A 17,064-nucleotide genomic window follows, 5' to 3' on the forward strand; every position below is an offset into this window, starting at 1 on the left:
ATCGCTACTTGCGCCCCTTTCTAATGACTGACTGCCCGCTGCCCAAGCTGCTTGACTAGAGCAATCAGCTCTTGAGTAGCGGTATCTTTTTTACAGAAAGCATCAATTCTGGCGGTTTGGCTCATCACCTCAATCTGCGGGTCTTCGACTGAGGAATAGGCAATAATCTGAGCGTGCGGATCGATGTGCTTGATCTGGGTAGATGCGCTCAAACCGTCTAAAACTGGCATTTGTAGATCGAGAATAATCACATCAGGGTGGTGACGCTCGACCATCTCAATGGCTTCTTGACCGTTAGTAGCCAATCCAACTAACTCGATATTCGCCTGACTCTGGAATGCTAATTTCAGGCTAAAACGAGTCAGCTCGTGGTCATCAACAACAAGAACACGAAGAAGGGGGTGCTGACAGGACAACATAAGAGGATAACTATATCATCTGACGGTTCTAGTTTAGGGGCATAGGATACAAATGTCCCTCTACCATCCGAGCGAACTACTGCAAGAAATACTCATTTTACCTCCAAACTAAAGTAGATAATTTTCTAAAGTTTAAATATTTATAAAGAAATCTGGAAGTTTAGTTTTTATATGTTTAAACCAATTGAACAGCCACCAATTTCGCGTTTGACTTTCTAACGCGATCGCTCTTGAGTTTCAGCCATTCACCCCCAAGTATACCAATACCTTTTCAGGCTGTCCTCTCCACCCAGAGGGATAGACTAAAAGAGCGATCGCGCTTGCCAACGGCATAGCTTTGTTAGCATATAAGGATGGGAGTGTTTAGCAAAGATAATGGTTTAAGTATCTTTTCAAAAAATCTAACTTCAAGTTAAATCTCAAGTCTAATATCGAAACTGTACCGTCAATTTACAAAAGGTTGAGAGGAACCACAGCATATTTTTTTAAGGTTAATATAAACAATACAGGATTTTAAGTTATTAACTTAAGCTTACTTATGCGTAATTGTGTTCTAAATCCTTACATAAATTTATTTTGTTAATTTTATTAAACTTACAATGACACTATTAAATAATTAAATTATTATCTACATGTGAGTGAACTATTCAAAACTTTTGTTTAACAAGTAAGCGATCAGTATGTCTAGCCAAACCGAAATAAACGTAGAGTTAGATAGACGACTAACAGCATTATACTGGTCGGCAGAAGATGCTGTTAGTGCAATTAAACGACTTTTTTTACAATATCCCAAGCGAGAAAAAATTTTTCAAGATAAAGGCTTGCAGATAATTAAGACTGCTCACTTTGCACAGAATCAGATTTGGGAAATAGCATTTAGGCTAAGCCTTGCTTCGGAACAATCTGAGTTATCCAATAGTATTGATGAACAACTAAAATATATTAGAAAAAATTTTCAACTTGCTCAAAAGAAATTTTATCAATCTCTTGTAGAATTTGAGACAGATTTCCCTGGTGTCTTGCAAATCGTTAATCCTCAAATTCAATCCTCAATATCAGATCAAGCTATCTATCAGCCAACATTTGTTAGATTTCCCTTATCTTTTATTGTCCAAAACTCTCTTCTAGATGGAAGCTCTTTAGCAGCTTTATCAAATGAGAGTAGTTTAGAATTAACAGTAAAAACTATAGATAAGATTTTACCATATAGCTCAATTCCTTCCCCTCCAGGAACTAGACCGAGTGGCTCATCGCCGAATTAGGTAATGATTTGAGATTCATCGAAAAACTGTAATTTTTTATTTAGTAGATAAACATTCCGGTTGCTTATAAAGCGGATAACTTGTATCAAGTTTTAAATTTGGTAAAAGCTTACGCAGTGAGGTAATAGGAACAGCTTCTGTTTGAGTAATTAAAAATTTATTTTTTTCTTGATTAGATAAACATCTGCTGGCTTTTCTTAAAGCTGAAATTACAATTTTATCCCAAGGTTCAACCAGGTATACTATTACTTTTCCATCTTCACCGGATGTTAATATTTGCATTTTTTGATTCATAAAACCAAAGTCACCATACCAAACAGCTTTATTATGACCTGAAAGAATAATAGGATGAGCAGGATCATTAAGATCCCAAAGACGTGCTGTCCCATCTTCACTAGTAGTAAGTACTTGGTTATTATTGTTCGGAGCAAAAGCTCCGTACTGAACAGTTGATTCATGACCCTTCAGCTTAATATAGTTTTTAGAATGCCTATCCCAAACTATAGCTGTACCATCAGAACTGACTGTTAGGATTTGTTTAGAATTTTTATTAAATTTACTCTGTATAATTGGACCTGAATGTTCTTTGTATTCACGAATTGGTTTATTTGGAGACTTAATGCTCCATAATCTTGCAATACCATCATTGCTAGATGTTAAAATTTTGTCTGAGTCATTTGGGTCAAATTCTCCATAGCCTACTATGTCATAATGAGGAAAAGTAGTAAGTTGTCTTGGAAATTTTTTTAAATCCCAAACTCGTAAGTTTTTATCAACATTAGCTGTTAAAACTAAAGAGCTATCTTTTGAAAATTCTGCATAAATAACTGAGCCATCATGTTGAAGAGGTTTTCCTAGCTCTGTGGGTTTTCCTAAAGAATCAAACGTCCATAGCTGAGCAATTTTTTCAGTACTAACTGTAATAAACTTTTTTCCGTCAGGTGCAAAAATGGCGAACCTGATTGCATTTCCATCTTTGTGTTCTAGCGTGTATAAAACCTCAGGCTTGCTATTCCATTCTTGGATTTTCCAAATTCTTGCTTTTCCATCTTCACTTGTTGTTATTATAAGGTTCCTGTTGTATGGAACAAACTTAGCGCTTAATACCTTACTATTATGTGGCAAAGTAATAAACTTATCTGGTTCATTTATATTATAAACTTTCGCCGTTTTATCATGACTCGAAGTTAAGAATCGGCTACTTTGACTTTGGTAAGGATCAAAGCTTGCAGAGGATATATACTCTTTGTGTGCATCCCAAATTTTAGGATTCTCAAGTGGTTCTATATTCCAGATCCGAGCAGTGCCATCTTGTCCAACTGTAATTAATCGATTAGGATTATTATAATCAAACCTAGCTGACAAAACTTTTGCTCCATTACCTCTAAGTATTATAGGATTTTCGAGATGAGCAATATTCCATACTTGAGCTGTTCCATCCCAACTTGCTGTAAGAATACGATTAGGATTATAAAGATCAAACTGAACATCTGATATTTCTGCTTTATGCGCTGTAAATCTTGTTATTAGTTTATTAGGATTAATATCCCATACAGTAACTACTCTATCTTTAGTTACTGTAACTATTCTATTAGTGTTTTTATGATGAAAACTGAATTTTGTTACTTTCTCCGGGAAAACTTGAATTTTATTTTGATTGATTAAATCTATAAAACGTAATTTACCATCCGCAGTAATCAAAAAAATTTTATTATTATTGTTTGGAAAAAAGCCGCTATATACAATAAATTTAGAATTCGGTTCATTAGGATTATCTTGGTGTAGTTGCTCAAGTTTCCATATAGGTTCGTATTTATTTCTAGAAAACTTCCAAACTATTGCCATGCCATCCCGCCCCACCGTTATGACTTTAGTTCCATCATCTGATAAAGCACCGTGCCAAAGCTTTCCAGAGGCAATAGGTAATTTAATGAAGTTAGAAATATTTGTTAAGTTCCAAACTATAGCTTTATCTTCTTGACTAATTGTGAGTAACTTTTTGCTTTTTCTGGAATAGCTAACACCTATTAACTGCTCGTTATGACCTTTTAGAACTATTGGGTTTGATGGTTTATCTAAATTCCAAATTTTTGGTAATTTGTCTGAACCTACCGTAACAACTTGTTGTCCATCTTCTAAAAAGATTCCTTCGTACAGAACCGTGCTGGGCACTGAAATTATTTTTTCTTCCTTTGCAGTAATCAGGGATTTCCATAAAACAGAACTTGCCTCGGTTTTGAATCCTCTACCAGCAATTTCAAGGGATAGCAGAAGTGATTGCATAGGGTCTTTGTCTAAGGTATTCTCTGCTAAACCTTTCAGCCTTCTAGCATCGGTGAGTTGGCGTTCTTGTTCAGCAGTGAAAAATGCAGTGATTATGCCTGCTAAGGAAATAACTGTGAATCCTAGAGAAATTGCTAAGGCAAGTGCTTTTGTTTTTAATTCTTTAGTTCTTCTTCGTAATTCTTGTATTTCTTGTTCGCGCTTTTCCACGCTCTTCTTCAAAAACGCTGCCTCTAGGTGAGGGAGTCTATGCTGAGTATTGTTCACCCACTCTTCAATTGCTGCCAGACGTGCACCTGTTAGCAGCGCATTATCAGATTTATTAAACCTTTCAAGCCATTCGCGGCAATCATCTTCTAAACTTTGCTTGAGGCGAATATTGTCGCGGTCTTCTTCAATCCAACTGCGTAGTAACTTCCACTCCGATAATAGGGCTTCATGGGCAACTTCTATGGTGTTTTCATCAGTGATAATTAGACGTTGCTGTTGGTCGGCTAGCAGTCGTACTACTTGTTTCAGTTGTTCGGGGGAATCTGCGATCGCGCTCAATTCTTCCCAAGTGGCACGACGGCGCGTTACCTCGTTGCTGTCACCTAACTTCACCAATGTCATGAATAGGCGACGCACAAAAGCTTGATTTTCTGGAATAAAACTCCGGTATAGAATAGTTGCTCGGTTATCCAATGCGCCTTTGACTCCGCCAATCTCCTCATAGTCTTTCCAAGCCAAAAGCGGTTGTCCAGAGGGAGAATCCGGTTCGCAAAATTTTCGCCACAACTCAGAAAGCGCATATTGCAACAAGGGTAATGCTCCTGGTTGATTTTCCACATCTTCTGCAATTTGCGATACTAATCCAGGCTCAAATTCGACACCATGAAGCTCTGCGGGTTTTTCAATTGTCTCCTCTATTTCTGAACGAGACAGAGGCTCAACAACGTAAGTTGTTGGTTGAGTGCGATTAATTAAATTTGCTGCTTCTGGATAGGCAGCGCATCGGTCGAGAAAATCTCCCCGAATTGCGACAATCACCTTGGTGATTCGGTCGGAAGCCGTTGCTTCATCCGCCATTAACCGCATGAAAGATTGTCGCTCTGCTTCGTCATTGCAGAGGGTAAATACCTCTTCAAATTGGTCGATAAAGAGGACAAACGGCTTGATTTTCTGATGTCGCCGCACCAGGATTTCTGTCAGTTTTCCCAGAGGATCGATGCCAGGAGTAAAAATCTCGATTTCCCACTGACTGCTACCGGGGAGGTAATTGCTTTGGAGTTTCGGCAACAATCCCGCTTTCACTACAGAGGACTTGCCACAACCCGATCGACCGATAACCGAGAGAAATCTACCATTATTGAGTCTGTCTACCAGTGCGCGGATAGCTAGTTCACGCCCGAAAAAATATTTTTCTTTCCCTAGCTCAAAAGCTTGTAGTCCCTGATATGGATTTTCTCGATTAAAAGTAAAAGTAGCAGATGGAGTATTTTCAGTTAGGGGATAATTTACTATCGTAATTGACTTACCCCAGCCCATGCGGATCGGTTCCTGCCTTTTACCTTTGAGTTGTGTGCTGATGCGATCGAACAAGCGATCGCCACTGACACTTCCATCTTTTCCGGCATTCTCTAACGCCAACCCGTCGAGAACGGCTCCTGTAAAGACATCGTGCTTTTCATCGTGCATCGCCCACGCTTGCTCGAAGGTTCTACAGGCTGTAATTATGTAGTAATCTTTTTGGGAGCTAAATGCAGTAAGCGTTTGTTCTACTAGCTGGCGTTCCAGAAAATAGCCACCATGACAGCAATCGAGTAGCAAAACTAAACTACTGAGTTCGGCAGCTCGAATCAGCTCATTGAGACTATCTAAGGCAATTCCATGTTGTTGCCCAACAATACGCTTCCCATCCGTCTCCAGCACGCAATCTGAAGTTGCCAAATACCCTTTGGTTTGCCCCAGATTATCCGATACTGTAATCCCGTGTCCGCTGAAGTAGATTAGCGCATCGCTTCTATATGCCTGCTCCAGCAGAAACGTTCTTAAAGCTTGCCCCAGTTCGTTACCAGTTACCGCCTTTGTCCCGATCTCATAGTCATTCTGCTGTTGATTCCAACGCTCAGGCAGTCGTTTGACAATCTGGAAGTCGCCGTATTGCTTGAGTAGCTGTCCTACAGCCTCTGCATCGGTTACTGTCTTGGGGAGGCGTGATAAGTTTGAGCTTTGATATTCAGAAATTCCAATAACAAGGGCGTATCGAGCCATTTAGCAACCTGGTTTCAAAATATTGAATTAGTTGACAGGCACCCTGAAAGACGATGTTAATTGAGACACCAGGATAGCTTAGCAAGACCGAAACTGGCTTTAACTTTACAAAAAACACACGAAAACTTACAAAGAGACAGCCCATGTCAGAAGTGCAACGTCTGCTTATAGAAGAGGATGGTCAAAAATACGAAATATACGTTGAGACAAAATCTAGTCCCATCATGCCCCCTGCAACAGCACCCGAAGATTACGATCCCAACCAATCAATGGGCTTCCGAGAAGACGCTGTCATCAAAATGCAGCAAGCGCGGCAAATGATTCGGGGCTACGCAACTTATGCCATCAGTGCTTTTAAAGACTTCGGTGCCGCTGAGATTGAGGAAGTGACACTGAAATTTGGCATGAAACTGGGTGGTTCAGCAGGTATCCCTTATATTACTGAAGGGAAGGCTGAGAGCAACTTAGAAATCGAAGTCAAGTGTAAGTTTCCCGATAAATCAAAACCGGGTTCGCCGCCGCAAAATTCAGTATCCTAAAGCACAACGATTGAAAACAAAAACCTCACTTTTCTTGAAAACTTCCAATCTGGGCTAAATCATCCCTGAGTTTCACCCAGAGGGTAGAACCCGAAAGCTGCCAGCCTTTGTACCGTGTTGGTTGTGGAGAGGGAGTTATTCATGCAGATACAGACACCGGATTGGGTTAAGCACGCGGTTTTTTACCAGATTTTTCCGGATCGCTTCGCTAAAACGAAGCATTCTCACAAGCGGCTTTTGAAGGATACCCGATGGGAAGATTGGCACGAAATACCGACGCTTCAAGGGTACAAGGGCGGTGATTTGTGGGGGGTGATGGAACAGCTGGATTACTTGCAGGATGTAGGGATTAATGCGATTTACTTTACCCCCATCTTTCAATCGGCTAGTAATCACCGTTATCACACTCACGACTATTATCAGGTCGATCCGATGCTGGGGGGAAATGGCGCTTTTCGGGAGTTGCTGGAAGCTGCCCACGAACGGGATATTAAGGTTGTGCTGGATGGAGTGTTTAATCACTCTAGTCGGGGATTTTTCTTTTTCCACGATGTTCTGGAAAATGGCCCCCATTCGCCTTGGGTGGATTGGTTCAAGATTGAAGGCTGGCCTTTATCGGCGTATAACGGCGATTTTCCGGCGAATTATGAGGGCTGGGACGGAAATCGGGCGCTGCCAGTGTTCAACCATGAAAATCCGGAAGTGCGGGAATATATTATGGAGATTGCCGAATATTGGATTAAATTCGGCATTGATGGCTGGCGCTTGGATGTGCCGTTTGAGATTAAGGCTCAAGGATTTTGGCAGGAATTTCGCGATCGCGTGAAAGCCCTCAACTCAGAAGCTTATATTGTGGGGGAAGTCTGGGGAGATTCCCGCGAGTGGCTGGATGGAACTCAGTTTGACGGGGTGATGAACTATTTATTTGCTGCGCCGACGATTGCTTTTGCCGCAGGCGATCGCGTAGACATTGACCAAGTGAAAGATCGCTCTTACCATCCCTACCCGCCCCTCTTTGCACCAGAGTATGCCGAAAAAATCCAGCAATTGTTGGAATTTTATCCGTGGGATATTCAACTGACTCAGTTGAATTTGCTAGCTAGCCACGATACGGCGCGACTGATTTCTATTGCAGGCGGTGATAAGGAGAGTGTTCAACTAGCAACATTGCTGCTATTGACTTATCCCGGTGCGCCTAGCATCTACTATGGTGATGAAGTGGGATTACCGGGAAAACTCGATCCGGATTCGCGTCGGGGTTTTCCGATAGAAGCTCACTGGGAGCGTGATGTTCTAGATTATCACAAGCAACTCATCGCCCTGCGTCACCAATATCCTGCCTTGCGTACAGGTTCTTACCACGTTCTGTTTGCGGAAGGAACCGTTTACGTCTTTGCTCGGAAATTGGGAGATGAGGAACTGATTGTTGCCATTAACGTGGGGACGGCACCGGCAGATCATGTGAGTTTTGAGGTGACGGGGCTACAATCCAAGCCTAATCAGCAATTGTATGGCACTGCCGAGGTGTCATGGAGCGGTGAGGGAGAATCCAACCATCTGTCCTTGCATTTGCCAGCGCGTAGTGGATGCATCCTGGGTTAAACGAATTTCGCGAATGTTTGCGAAGAAGGGTGGATTGATTAACCTTTAATTGCCTGCGTAGGGGTGTGTTTGTGCCATGTCCTTACAGAATGTGAATTTGACCAATTATTTAATCCACATTCCTTGGCGATCGCCCAAATCAAAAGGAGGCACCTTTGCAAAGGTGCCTCCTTTTTTATGTCAGCAAATCGAATTTTAAATTTTTACGATGTCGTTTAGATCGCACTGACTCCAAATTTGCTTTTGTCTTACCATTACCCAGTTTTTGGTCAATAAATTCTGTCTGAAGACAGAAGTCAGCAGCAGAAATTAGTGCCTATTTAGACATTATCGTCGGTGTAAGTACTGAATCAATGACATGGATGACGCCGTTATCGGTAAGGATATCTGTTTTTAGCACCTTCGCATCATTCACTTTAAAACCGTCGTCGGTGCTATCAATCCCCAGAATGCCGCCCTCAACTGTCTCAGCGGAATCTATCTCGACGAAGTTATCAGTTCTAACATCCCCAAACAGGACGTGATACATTAAAATTTGCTTCAGCTTGGGGATGTTGTCCATCCAAGAAGCCAGTGTATCCTCTGGAATTTTGGCAAATGCTTCGTCAGTTGGAGCAAAGACAGTATAGGGTCCTGGACTCTTGAGAATCTCAAACAGACCAGCAGCCTCAAGAGCATTAACCAGAGTTTTGAAAGATCCTTCATTAGTGGCAGTTTCTAAAAGGTCAGCCATGTGTTTTGATGATTTTAAGTGAGTGTCCTGTTTAGAGATACTCGCTATAAGACTTGCAGTGCATCCTTCAAAAGTATTGAAGGCAAAAGTATTGAAGGCGCGATCGCTATTAGGTTAGCACCGCTACCCATTTTATCTCATTTCGCTAGCGTGCAGCCACTCATCAGATACCCCAACCCCGTTACATAACTCAACTACTGGAACGAATCCCACGTTGTTGTAGCTGCTGAATAAAAAAGTCTTCTAGAGAAGGACGGGATAGGTTCATTGTCGTCAAATGGGCATCCATCAGACGGAGACTAGCCAGAAACTCTTGGGGTTCGCCTTGTAAGTGTCCGTGCCAGCCATTATGCTCAAATGCTAAATTGGGTATCCATCGTTTGAGAACCTCCAGGTTTCCGCCTTTACCTCTGACATGGTAGGATTCGGCGATGCCAAGGAGTTCATCGAGGGAGCCGACGCAAATCAGCTCACCTTGGGCGAGGATAGCGACGCGATCGCATATCTGCTCCACTTCCGCCAAAATATGGCTATTAAAGAAAATGGTCTTTCCCTGCTTTTTGAGCGATAGAATAATCTCTCGCATCTGGTAACGCCCCATTGGGTCAAGACCTGACATCGGCTCATCCAGAAATACCAGTTCTGGATCGTTAATCAGCGCTTGAGCCATGCCCACCCGTTGCAGCATCCCTTTAGAATACTGACGCATCTGCTTTTTACGGGCAGCAGATTGAGCCAATCCGACTAATTCCAGTAATTGGGGAATGCGTTGACGCTGCACTGATTTCGGGATTTGAAATAATCCAGCAGTAAATTGCAAGAACTCCCAGCCGGTGAGAAAGTCATAGAAATAGGCGTTTTCCGGCAGATAACCGATGCGTTGTTTAACTTCGCGATCGCCCAAGGGTTTTCCCAGAAGTACCCCTCGTCCACCTGTAGGACGGACAATCCCCAAGAGCGTCTTTAATAGCGTCGTTTTTCCAGCACCATTCGGCCCTAACAAGCCAAACGTTTCCCCCTGAAACACTGACAGGGTACAGCTTTTGAGAGATTCGATTTTTTTGTTCAGCCAAAATCCGGTTCGATAAACCTTTCGCAGTTCAAAAGTCTGCACTACCGACTGACGGTAAACTGTAATCGGTTCCCCTGACTTATCTTCAACAGAATTCATATTAGTTCGGCAAGCGATCGCATTCTCTACAATATTATTGATTCCCTATTTTGCGGACTTTCGTGTCAGTTCAAGATAGAAAATGGAATAGTAATGTTACGAGGAAACTGATGGAACGCTCAAAAATAGTTGCAATTATCACTGGGGCAATTTCTATAATTTTAGCGATCGCCTATCTGCTGCTGGTTCAGTTACTAGACTTCCGGGGTGAAATGATACCCGCGCCCACAAGTCAACTGCCGCCAGTAGTGCAAGTTGCCCAAATATCCGCGATTCAGCTTTTATAGAGAGCAATGTCTAATCGGAGTTACGCCATCCTCGGAACAGGAGCGCTGGGGGGCTACTACGGAGCTAAACTACAACGAGCGGGGCTGAATGTCCACTTCCTGTTGCACAGCGACTACGAACAAGTCTGTCAACAGGGTTTAGTCATTGAGTCCCCAGACGGGGATTTTACCCTCCCCCACGTTAACGCCTACCCTGACGCTAACAAAATGCCACCTTGCGATGTGGTGGTTGTGGCGCTGAAAACGACGCAAAACCACCTGCTACCAGAAATGCTGCCATTTGCGATCAAGGATGGTGGCGTCGTCTTGGTACTGCAAAATGGTCTAGGCGTTGAAGAGAAAGTCGCCAAAATTGTTGGTTCGGAACGGGTGATGGGAGGCTTGTGCTTTCTCTGCTCTAATAAAGTGGGGCCAGGACACATCCGCCACCTAGACTATAAGGCGATTACACTCGGCGAATATACCCCCGATTACCAACCCGCCGGGATTACCGAGCGAATGCGTCAGATTGCCAGCGACTTTGAAAGTGCTGACATCCCTATCCAACTTGCTGAAGACTTGCTGTTTGCTCGTTGGCAGAAATTGGTGTGGAATATCCCATATAACGGGCTTTCTGTGGTTCTTGACGCCACAACAGATGAGCTGATGAGCGATCTTCACACGCGATTATTAGTCGAGCAGTTAATGGGTGAAGTGCTGGCAGGTGCATCTGCCTTTGGTCGGAGGATTCCTGATAGCTTTGTCGAAAAGATGCTCGATCACACGGCAAAGATGAAGCCGTACCGCACCAGCATGAAAATAGACTATGACGAAGGGCGTCCTCTAGAAGTAGAAACAATGTTCGGCAATCCGCTACAAACTGCACAAGCAGCAGGTGTTGATTTGCCGAAAATTGCGATGCTTTACCAGCAGCTAAAATTTTTGGACGCTAGAAATCGCCACAAATAGTATGTTCTTTTGGCATCCGATTTTTCATGACTTAAATATACCTGACACCCTGAAAAAAAACCTTAAATAATAATTAGTCATGAAAAAAGCGCCTTTAGAAAATCCGATTTTTACCGTCCCAAACGTTCTATCAAAAGCAGAGTGTGCCGAGTATATCGCCTTAACCGAAAACATAGGCTATACTCCGGCTGGTCTCACCGTAGGACAGGATGAATACATAATGGCTCCATCAATCCGAAATAACGATCGGGTGATTTTGGATGATGAAGAACTTGCAGCAAATTTATGGCATCGTGTGGAAACTTATGTCCCCAGAATCGGTAACTGGTGTGCAATGGGACTTAATGAGCGCTTGCGGTTCTACCGATACGATCCGGGTCAGCGCTTCGCACCACATCACGATGGTAGTTATTGGCGAACAAACGGCGACCATAGCCGTTTAACTTTTATGATTTATCTGAGCGAAGACTTTGAGGGAGGCGAAACTCTGTTTTTTTCACCCAACGTCTCTATAGTTCCTCAAATCGGTATGGCGCTGTTCTTTATCCACGAAATAAAACATGAAGGCGCACCCGTAATCCAAGGTCGAAAGTATGTACTGCGTTCAGACGTGATGTACACGTATGCGAGCCAATAAAAATCGGGGGAAGTTGACTTTTAAAAAAGGGCGATCGCTCTACACAATTTCATTTAATTATTCTTTATTCTTCTGGTAAATAGTTGTAAGATAAAACTGCTATTCCCCCATTTATTTATACCCCATGTGTAACTTTTTATGTTATTGTCTTTGCTAACCCTGTACTGGGTTTTCCTCAGAAAAACAATTGAAAAAAAGTCTGCATATCTCGTATCTTTAATTCACCCAGTAGGAAGCTTTTAGAATTTGCATTGTTTAGCTTGGACGATAAGAAATAAAAAAGGAGATTGGGAAGTTTTGTGTTCCCAGTCTCCAATTGCTATGACGATGAATTTAAAACAGCAATTTAAAATTTGTTGAGCATCTGAAAAATCGTCATTTTATGAGCCATGAAAGAAAGTGAAAAAGTGAGCTTCTCTTTCTTTAGTCATTTTTGTAGATTTTGGCGATATATTCGGGTTTTTTGTCAGATCCTTTTTTGTCGGATAAGGTTCTTCCGCTAAAGGCGAAAAATATCCAGGTGAAGGCAATTGCGGCAATCGTTAATTCCATAGAAATTTCTCCAAGTTAAGCAAGCTGTCTTGTTAACCTTATTAATCAACTCAAGAATTGCTATATCCGGATAAATTTCAGGTTGGCAGATAAAATTTATTTGTAGATCAAGAGAATTTGCAAGCGCACCCTTAATCTGTAACCCAGAACTGGTATATTTCTGGGTGTTACCAATGAAGGAATATCGCTTCGCGAACGCTACTATTGTTGAGGCGGATCTGATTGGCGTTCCTCTTGCGGTTCTTTCGCTTCTGCTAAAGGTTTGACGACTCGCGCGATCGCTTCTTGCACAAATGTCTTGATAAACTCATCCCGGCGATTTAGCTGAAACTGTCGCTGCACAACTTCTGTGATTCCGCCATCGCCCCAATCTTGATCGTGACGGAAGTATTCAATAAAACTCTTCCCAGCAATTCGAGTCAAATAAGCGGCGGTAACGCCTTGAATCACCTTACCAATAGGATAGGCGGCGACACTCAGTTGGAGGACTCTAGAAAGCAACTCAATTGCTCCTTGGACAATTCCCAAACTCGCGAGAGTTTTCCCTAAAGAAAGCGCTAATTCGCGCCCTCGATCCATATTCAGTTCACAACCGTAAATTCTGCCAATTTCTACAACCATTTGGGCATTTACAGCGGCGGTTGCTAGCAAATCCACCACTGGTAGGGGTGTCACGGTGATGACACCCGCCCCAATCCACTGAAAACGTTCTACCACCTTCTCCGCTTGGCGTCTGCGCTGAGCATCCAGCAGGCGTCGAGCTTCGTCTCCCAGTCTCTGAGATTGCAGTAGGATGTTGTCAGCCACTAAGTCTTCCCCTTCGGCTCTGAGAACCACTGCCATGCGGCGAATTAACGGCATCACATCGGGTTCGGGTTGGAAGGTTTCGCCACTCTCCAATTCGGCAAGCTGGGGATTGGCAGCGATCGCAACCACATCGGCGGTAGCGATAAATCCCCTCACTCGTTCCCGCAGACGCGCCAGAATTGTTTCCTTATCGGTGTCTGTATAAAGATCGGTTTTGTTGAGGATCAGCAGCGATCGCTTGCCAATCTCTGCCAAGGTTCGCAACGGGTTATACTCGGACTGCCGCAAGTCATTATCTACGACAAATAACAACAAATCTGCTTCAGTTGCCAATTGCCGTGCTAGTTGTTCTCGCTGGGTTCCTGCTACCCCTGCTTCTAAAATTCCGGGCGTATCGGTAATCAAAATTTGCCGATTTAATCCTTTCAACTTGAGAACGTAAGTTTCCCCTACCTCCGTCGTTCCCATTGGCGCGTCTACCCGTCCTACCATGCGCCCAATCAGGGCATTCACCAGAGAAGTCTTACCAGCGGAACCCGTGCCAAATACGACGACTAACAGTTCCCCACGCGCTAAATTTGCTTCGATTTCGCGCGATCGCTCAAGTAATGCCTGCCGCGACACCTCATCCTGAATCTGTGCCACTTGCTGCCGCACTGCTTTGAGGGTTTCTGAAGCCGCCTCTGTCTTCGCTTCCGGGACTTTCGGCAATCTGCGGCGTTGCCGCGAACCTTTTGCAGTCCCCTGAAGAATCATCACATAGTAGATAAATCCACCGATTAGCACCCCCAGTAGGACAATCAGCAACAAAAGCAGCAGATTTCCCAGTAAAGGTGCCGTAAAAGAAATCTGAATATACAGCCGATAGAGAGAATTAATCAGCCACAGCATCAGCCCCAGAATTACACTGAGGCCAACGATCAGCGTTAATAAGCGCGACAGGGGCATGAACGGGATTGTGGTAAGGAGATGCTTCTAATCTTAATCTCCCTATCATTGTCTGCTATCAGCAACAGGCAAGAGATGCTTCCACGAATAAAGTAGAGCCTGTTGCCGTGATTTTTTCTCGGCTAGATAATTAAAACAAAGCGTCTTTCTGAGTAATTTTAAAAAACAGTAAATTATAATACAAACTAGCTTTTAAAATTATCCTCCACCGGATAGATCGATGATCTCTGAGCCAAACGTCAGGAAGCCTCAGATACGCTTAGGCAGTGCGTTCCCTCACCCAGTCAGTATCACAGGCTGGCTCAGCCGGGTCACTGATCGTTTCAGCGTTAGCCAAAAAATTAGTTATGGATATGGGCTAACCCTAGGCATTGCCGTTTTGGGAACGGCTGCCGGATTTATGATTGGAGATTACTATCAGCAACGAGCTACGAAGTTGCATGAATATAGCAACCAAGAACTCAACCTTCTCCATCGCTTGCAAAATGGCGTACTACAGGCACGTACGCACCAACAACAATTGATTCCGCTAGCAGAAAATCCGGAATTGTTTTGGGACGAATACTCTCATTTTCTGGAACATACTGCTGAAATTAAGCGGATATTGTCTCAAATCAAATCTTATACAAACAGCGCCGTTTATCAACGCGAGGCAGCGGCTCATGTACACGCTGATGGAATACCCAGTTTTCTAAAAACTTACGAAAACGTACCAGAAATCTATTTTCATCAGGTTGATGAATTAGTACAGCAAATTGAGCTGTCTCATTTAAAGCCAGATAAAATTCAGGAAGCACAAAAACTACTTTTAAATTTTACGAATGGTTCTGTAGCGCTAAATTTTGATGGTCTCTCAGACGACTTAACTGGAGTTATTCAGGGATCTTACCAGGATGTTAAGCAGGCAGAACTGGCTTTGATTGCTGCGGAAACAATCCGATTTAAAATTATTGTTGCAAGTATTTTATTGTCAATTGCGATCGCTATCCTTTTAGCCATCTACACTTCTCGCGCCATCGTCCGTCCCCTGAAAGCTGCAACTGATGTAGCACAGCGGGCAACTCAAGAATCTAATTTTGGCTTGCAAGTGCCGATTACAACTGAAGATGAAGTGGGAATGTTGGCAACCTCCCTCAATCAGCTCATCCTCCAGGTGGGGCATCTTTTGCAAGAACAAAAAGCAGACAGCGAGTTGCGGCTAATTCAAAGTGAGAAAATGTCTAGCTTGGGGCGAATGCTTGCCGGAGTCGCCCATGAAATCAATAATCCGGTCAACTTCATCTATGGCAACTTGGCTTATGCTGGTGACTACGTTAAAGAACTTCTCGCATTACTAGAAACTTATCAAGCTGAAATTCCCAATCCGCCTGAAACGATTCAAACTCAAGCAGAGGAAATTGATATCGATTTTCTTAAACAAGACCTGCCTAAAGTTCTGCAATCGATGAAAGTCGGTTCTGACCGAGTTCGACAAATTGTTCTAAGTTTAAAAGATTTCTCTCGCCTCGATGATCCACAACCGAATTCTGTAGATTTGCACGCCTGTCTTGATAGTACCCTGCTGATTTTGAACAATCGGATTAAAAATAATATCAATATTATTCAAAACTACGGCGATATCCCAGCTATTGAAGGTTACACCGGCTTGCTTTATCAGGTATTTATGAATTTACTCAGCAATGCGATTGATGCTCTAGAAGAGGCAAAAGAGCCTGGAGAAATCGTGATTTCTACAGAACGCCTAAACAAGGATACCGTTGGGGTGCGGATTGCTGACAATGGTTCTGGCATTTCACCAGAACATCAAGAGAAAATATTTGATGCCTTTTTTACCACGAAGCCGAGAGGCATTGGTACGGGCTTGGGTCTATCAATCAGCCATCAGATTATCGTAGAGAAACATGGCGGTAATTTTAGCTGCAAATCAGAAGTTGGTAAAGGGACAGAGTTAGCGATCGCTTTACCGATCAAACATCAAGTCGGTGTCGCATCAATATCAACAAAAATTCTCTGCTAATAGCTAGAGGCGAACTACAGTCCAAAAGTGAGACATTTTGTTCAAGTTATCGGAGTAGAAAGAGTTATGGGGCTTTTTGACCAAATTATCAATGCCTTAGACAGTCCAGATCGGGAAGCGACTCCCGGACAGATGGATAATATTTTTGGCACCGTGCAGCAGGTAGGCAATAATTATGGTGCCGACCCGTCAGCAGTGCAATCTACAATGTCCCTTGTAGGTAACTACGTGCGCTCTGCTCTACAACAGAAGCAAGCTACCGAAGGCCCTCAACAAGCGCAAGCCCTTGTCAATCAATATGGCGGCACTTCTCCCAATCCTCAAGCCGTTGATGCGCTTTTTGGTTTTTCTCAAGTGCCACAAATCGTGCAAGTCATTGCTCAAAGAACCGGCTTGAATCCGGCGATGATTCAACAGATGTTGCCGATTCTAGTTCCCTTGGTGTTAAATCTTCTAAAAACTGGCTCCAGCGCTCAAAATCCGCACGGGTCGAATCCAGTTCTGAATACTTTCTTAGATGCCGACCGCGATGGCGATGTTGATATTGCTGATGCGATGCAGTTAGCAGCTCGCCATCTGGGTAGATAAAGCTGGGAATGGGTAATG

At 43.2% G+C, this 17,064-nt stretch carries 14 protein-coding genes; 8 read left to right on the top strand and 6 right to left on the bottom strand.

Annotation, left to right across the window (positions count from 1 at the left end; all coding sequences use genetic code 11):
• Positions 1-20 precede the first annotated feature (20 nt).
• Positions 21-419: a response regulator transcription factor gene (locus tag H6F52_RS12430; RefSeq protein WP_190535018.1), complete on the bottom strand. Its 399-nt coding sequence runs from the start codon at positions 417-419 to the stop codon at positions 21-23.
• Positions 420-1,099: 680 nt separating this feature from the next.
• On the opposite strand from H6F52_RS12430, the gene H6F52_RS12435 reads away from it, so the two are divergent.
• A complete protein-coding gene (locus H6F52_RS12435; protein WP_190535021.1) occupies positions 1,100-1,681 on the top strand; it encodes a hypothetical protein in 582 nt (193 codons plus the stop codon).
• 36 nt (positions 1,682-1,717) lie between these two features.
• On the opposite strand, the gene H6F52_RS12440 is transcribed toward H6F52_RS12435, so the two are convergent.
• Positions 1,718-6,217: a caspase family protein gene (locus H6F52_RS12440; protein ID WP_190535024.1), complete on the bottom strand. Its 4,500-nt coding sequence runs from the start codon at positions 6,215-6,217 to the stop codon at positions 1,718-1,720.
• A gap of 143 nt (positions 6,218-6,360) precedes the next feature.
• Between H6F52_RS12440 and H6F52_RS12445 the strand changes: the two genes are divergently transcribed.
• Positions 6,361-6,756, top strand: a complete 396-nt coding sequence (locus H6F52_RS12445; RefSeq protein WP_190430805.1) for a CU044_2847 family protein — start codon at positions 6,361-6,363, stop codon at positions 6,754-6,756.
• 141 nt (positions 6,757-6,897) lie between these two features.
• Positions 6,898-8,358, top strand: a complete 1,461-nt coding sequence (locus H6F52_RS12450) for a glycoside hydrolase family 13 protein (protein ID WP_190535027.1) — start codon at positions 6,898-6,900, stop codon at positions 8,356-8,358.
• Positions 8,359-8,674: 316 nt separating this feature from the next.
• Here the strand turns inward: H6F52_RS12450 and H6F52_RS12455 are convergent, their stop codons facing one another.
• Entirely contained in the window at positions 8,675-9,091 is a 417-nt protein-coding gene (locus H6F52_RS12455; protein ID WP_190410504.1) for a fasciclin domain-containing protein, read from the bottom strand.
• A 190-nt stretch (positions 9,092-9,281) separates the two neighbouring features.
• Positions 9,282-10,262, bottom strand: a complete 981-nt coding sequence (locus H6F52_RS12460; protein ID WP_190535030.1) for an ABC transporter ATP-binding protein — start codon at positions 10,260-10,262, stop codon at positions 9,282-9,284.
• Positions 10,263-10,372: 110 nt separating this feature from the next.
• On the opposite strand from H6F52_RS12460, the gene H6F52_RS12465 reads away from it, so the two are divergent.
• The 3 genes from H6F52_RS12465 to H6F52_RS12475 all read left to right on the top strand — a co-directional run bounded on the left by H6F52_RS12465 (position 10,373) and on the right by H6F52_RS12475 (position 12,134).
• Positions 10,373-10,549, top strand: coding sequence for a hypothetical protein (locus H6F52_RS12465; protein ID WP_190530435.1), 177 nt, complete (start codon positions 10,373-10,375; stop codon positions 10,547-10,549).
• A gap of 6 nt (positions 10,550-10,555) precedes the next feature.
• On the top strand, positions 10,556-11,497 hold the full coding sequence (locus tag H6F52_RS12470; RefSeq protein WP_190535033.1) for a putative 2-dehydropantoate 2-reductase: 942 nt from the start codon (positions 10,556-10,558) through the stop codon (positions 11,495-11,497).
• 79 nt (positions 11,498-11,576) lie between these two features.
• Complete coding sequence (locus H6F52_RS12475; protein ID WP_190431592.1) at positions 11,577-12,134, top strand: 2OG-Fe(II) oxygenase; 558 nt, start codon at positions 11,577-11,579, stop codon at positions 12,132-12,134.
• Between the two features lie 423 nt (positions 12,135-12,557).
• Here the strand turns inward: H6F52_RS12475 and H6F52_RS26120 are convergent, their stop codons facing one another.
• A complete protein-coding gene (locus H6F52_RS26120; protein WP_277877468.1) occupies positions 12,558-12,686 on the bottom strand; it encodes a hypothetical protein in 129 nt (42 codons plus the stop codon).
• 201 nt (positions 12,687-12,887) lie between these two features.
• A complete protein-coding gene (locus H6F52_RS12480) occupies positions 12,888-14,441 on the bottom strand; it encodes a GTP-binding protein (protein WP_190535035.1) in 1,554 nt (517 codons plus the stop codon).
• Positions 14,442-14,661: 220 nt separating this feature from the next.
• Between H6F52_RS12480 and H6F52_RS12485 the strand changes: the two genes are divergently transcribed.
• Entirely contained in the window at positions 14,662-16,458 is a 1,797-nt protein-coding gene (locus H6F52_RS12485; RefSeq protein WP_190535038.1) for an ATP-binding protein, read from the top strand.
• Positions 16,459-16,524: 66 nt separating this feature from the next.
• Positions 16,525-17,046 carry a DUF937 domain-containing protein gene (locus H6F52_RS12490; RefSeq protein WP_190535041.1) on the top strand — a complete coding sequence of 174 codons (522 nt, stop codon included), beginning with the start codon at positions 16,525-16,527 and terminating at the stop codon, positions 17,044-17,046.
• The last annotated feature ends 18 nt before the right edge of the window (positions 17,047-17,064 follow it).

Origin of the sequence: Coleofasciculus sp. FACHB-542 (assembly GCF_014695825.1) — a bacterium.
Taxonomy (GTDB): Bacteria; Cyanobacteriota; Cyanobacteriia; order Cyanobacteriales; family FACHB-T130; genus FACHB-T130.

Excerpts from the sequence above, each read along its gene's own strand:
- H6F52_RS12480 (WP_190535035.1), bottom strand. The coding sequence starts at position 14,441 with ATGCCCCTGTCGCGCTTATTAACGCTGATCGTTGGCCTCAGTGTAATT.
- H6F52_RS12475 (WP_190431592.1), top strand. The coding sequence starts at position 11,577 with ATGAAAAAAGCGCCTTTAGAAAATCCGATTTTTACCGTCCCAAACGTT.
- H6F52_RS12435 (WP_190535021.1), top strand. The coding sequence starts at position 1,100 with ATGTCTAGCCAAACCGAAATAAACGTAGAGTTAGATAGACGACTAACA.
- H6F52_RS12445 (WP_190430805.1), top strand. The coding sequence starts at position 6,361 with ATGTCAGAAGTGCAACGTCTGCTTATAGAAGAGGATGGTCAAAAATAC.
- H6F52_RS12490 (WP_190535041.1), top strand. The coding sequence starts at position 16,525 with ATGGGGCTTTTTGACCAAATTATCAATGCCTTAGACAGTCCAGATCGG.
- H6F52_RS12455 (WP_190410504.1), bottom strand. The coding sequence starts at position 9,091 with ATGGCTGACCTTTTAGAAACTGCCACTAATGAAGGATCTTTCAAAACT.
- H6F52_RS12485 (WP_190535038.1), top strand. The coding sequence starts at position 14,662 with ATGATCTCTGAGCCAAACGTCAGGAAGCCTCAGATACGCTTAGGCAGT.
- H6F52_RS12465 (WP_190530435.1), top strand. The coding sequence starts at position 10,373 with ATGGAACGCTCAAAAATAGTTGCAATTATCACTGGGGCAATTTCTATA.
- H6F52_RS26120 (WP_277877468.1), bottom strand. The coding sequence starts at position 12,686 with ATGGAATTAACGATTGCCGCAATTGCCTTCACCTGGATATTTTTCGCC.
- H6F52_RS12430 (WP_190535018.1), bottom strand. The coding sequence starts at position 419 with ATGTTGTCCTGTCAGCACCCCCTTCTTCGTGTTCTTGTTGTTGATGAC.
- H6F52_RS12450 (WP_190535027.1), top strand. The coding sequence starts at position 6,898 with ATGCAGATACAGACACCGGATTGGGTTAAGCACGCGGTTTTTTACCAG.
- H6F52_RS12440 (WP_190535024.1), bottom strand. The coding sequence starts at position 6,217 with ATGGCTCGATACGCCCTTGTTATTGGAATTTCTGAATATCAAAGCTCA.
- H6F52_RS12470 (WP_190535033.1), top strand. The coding sequence starts at position 10,556 with ATGTCTAATCGGAGTTACGCCATCCTCGGAACAGGAGCGCTGGGGGGC.
- H6F52_RS12460 (WP_190535030.1), bottom strand. The coding sequence starts at position 10,262 with ATGAATTCTGTTGAAGATAAGTCAGGGGAACCGATTACAGTTTACCGT.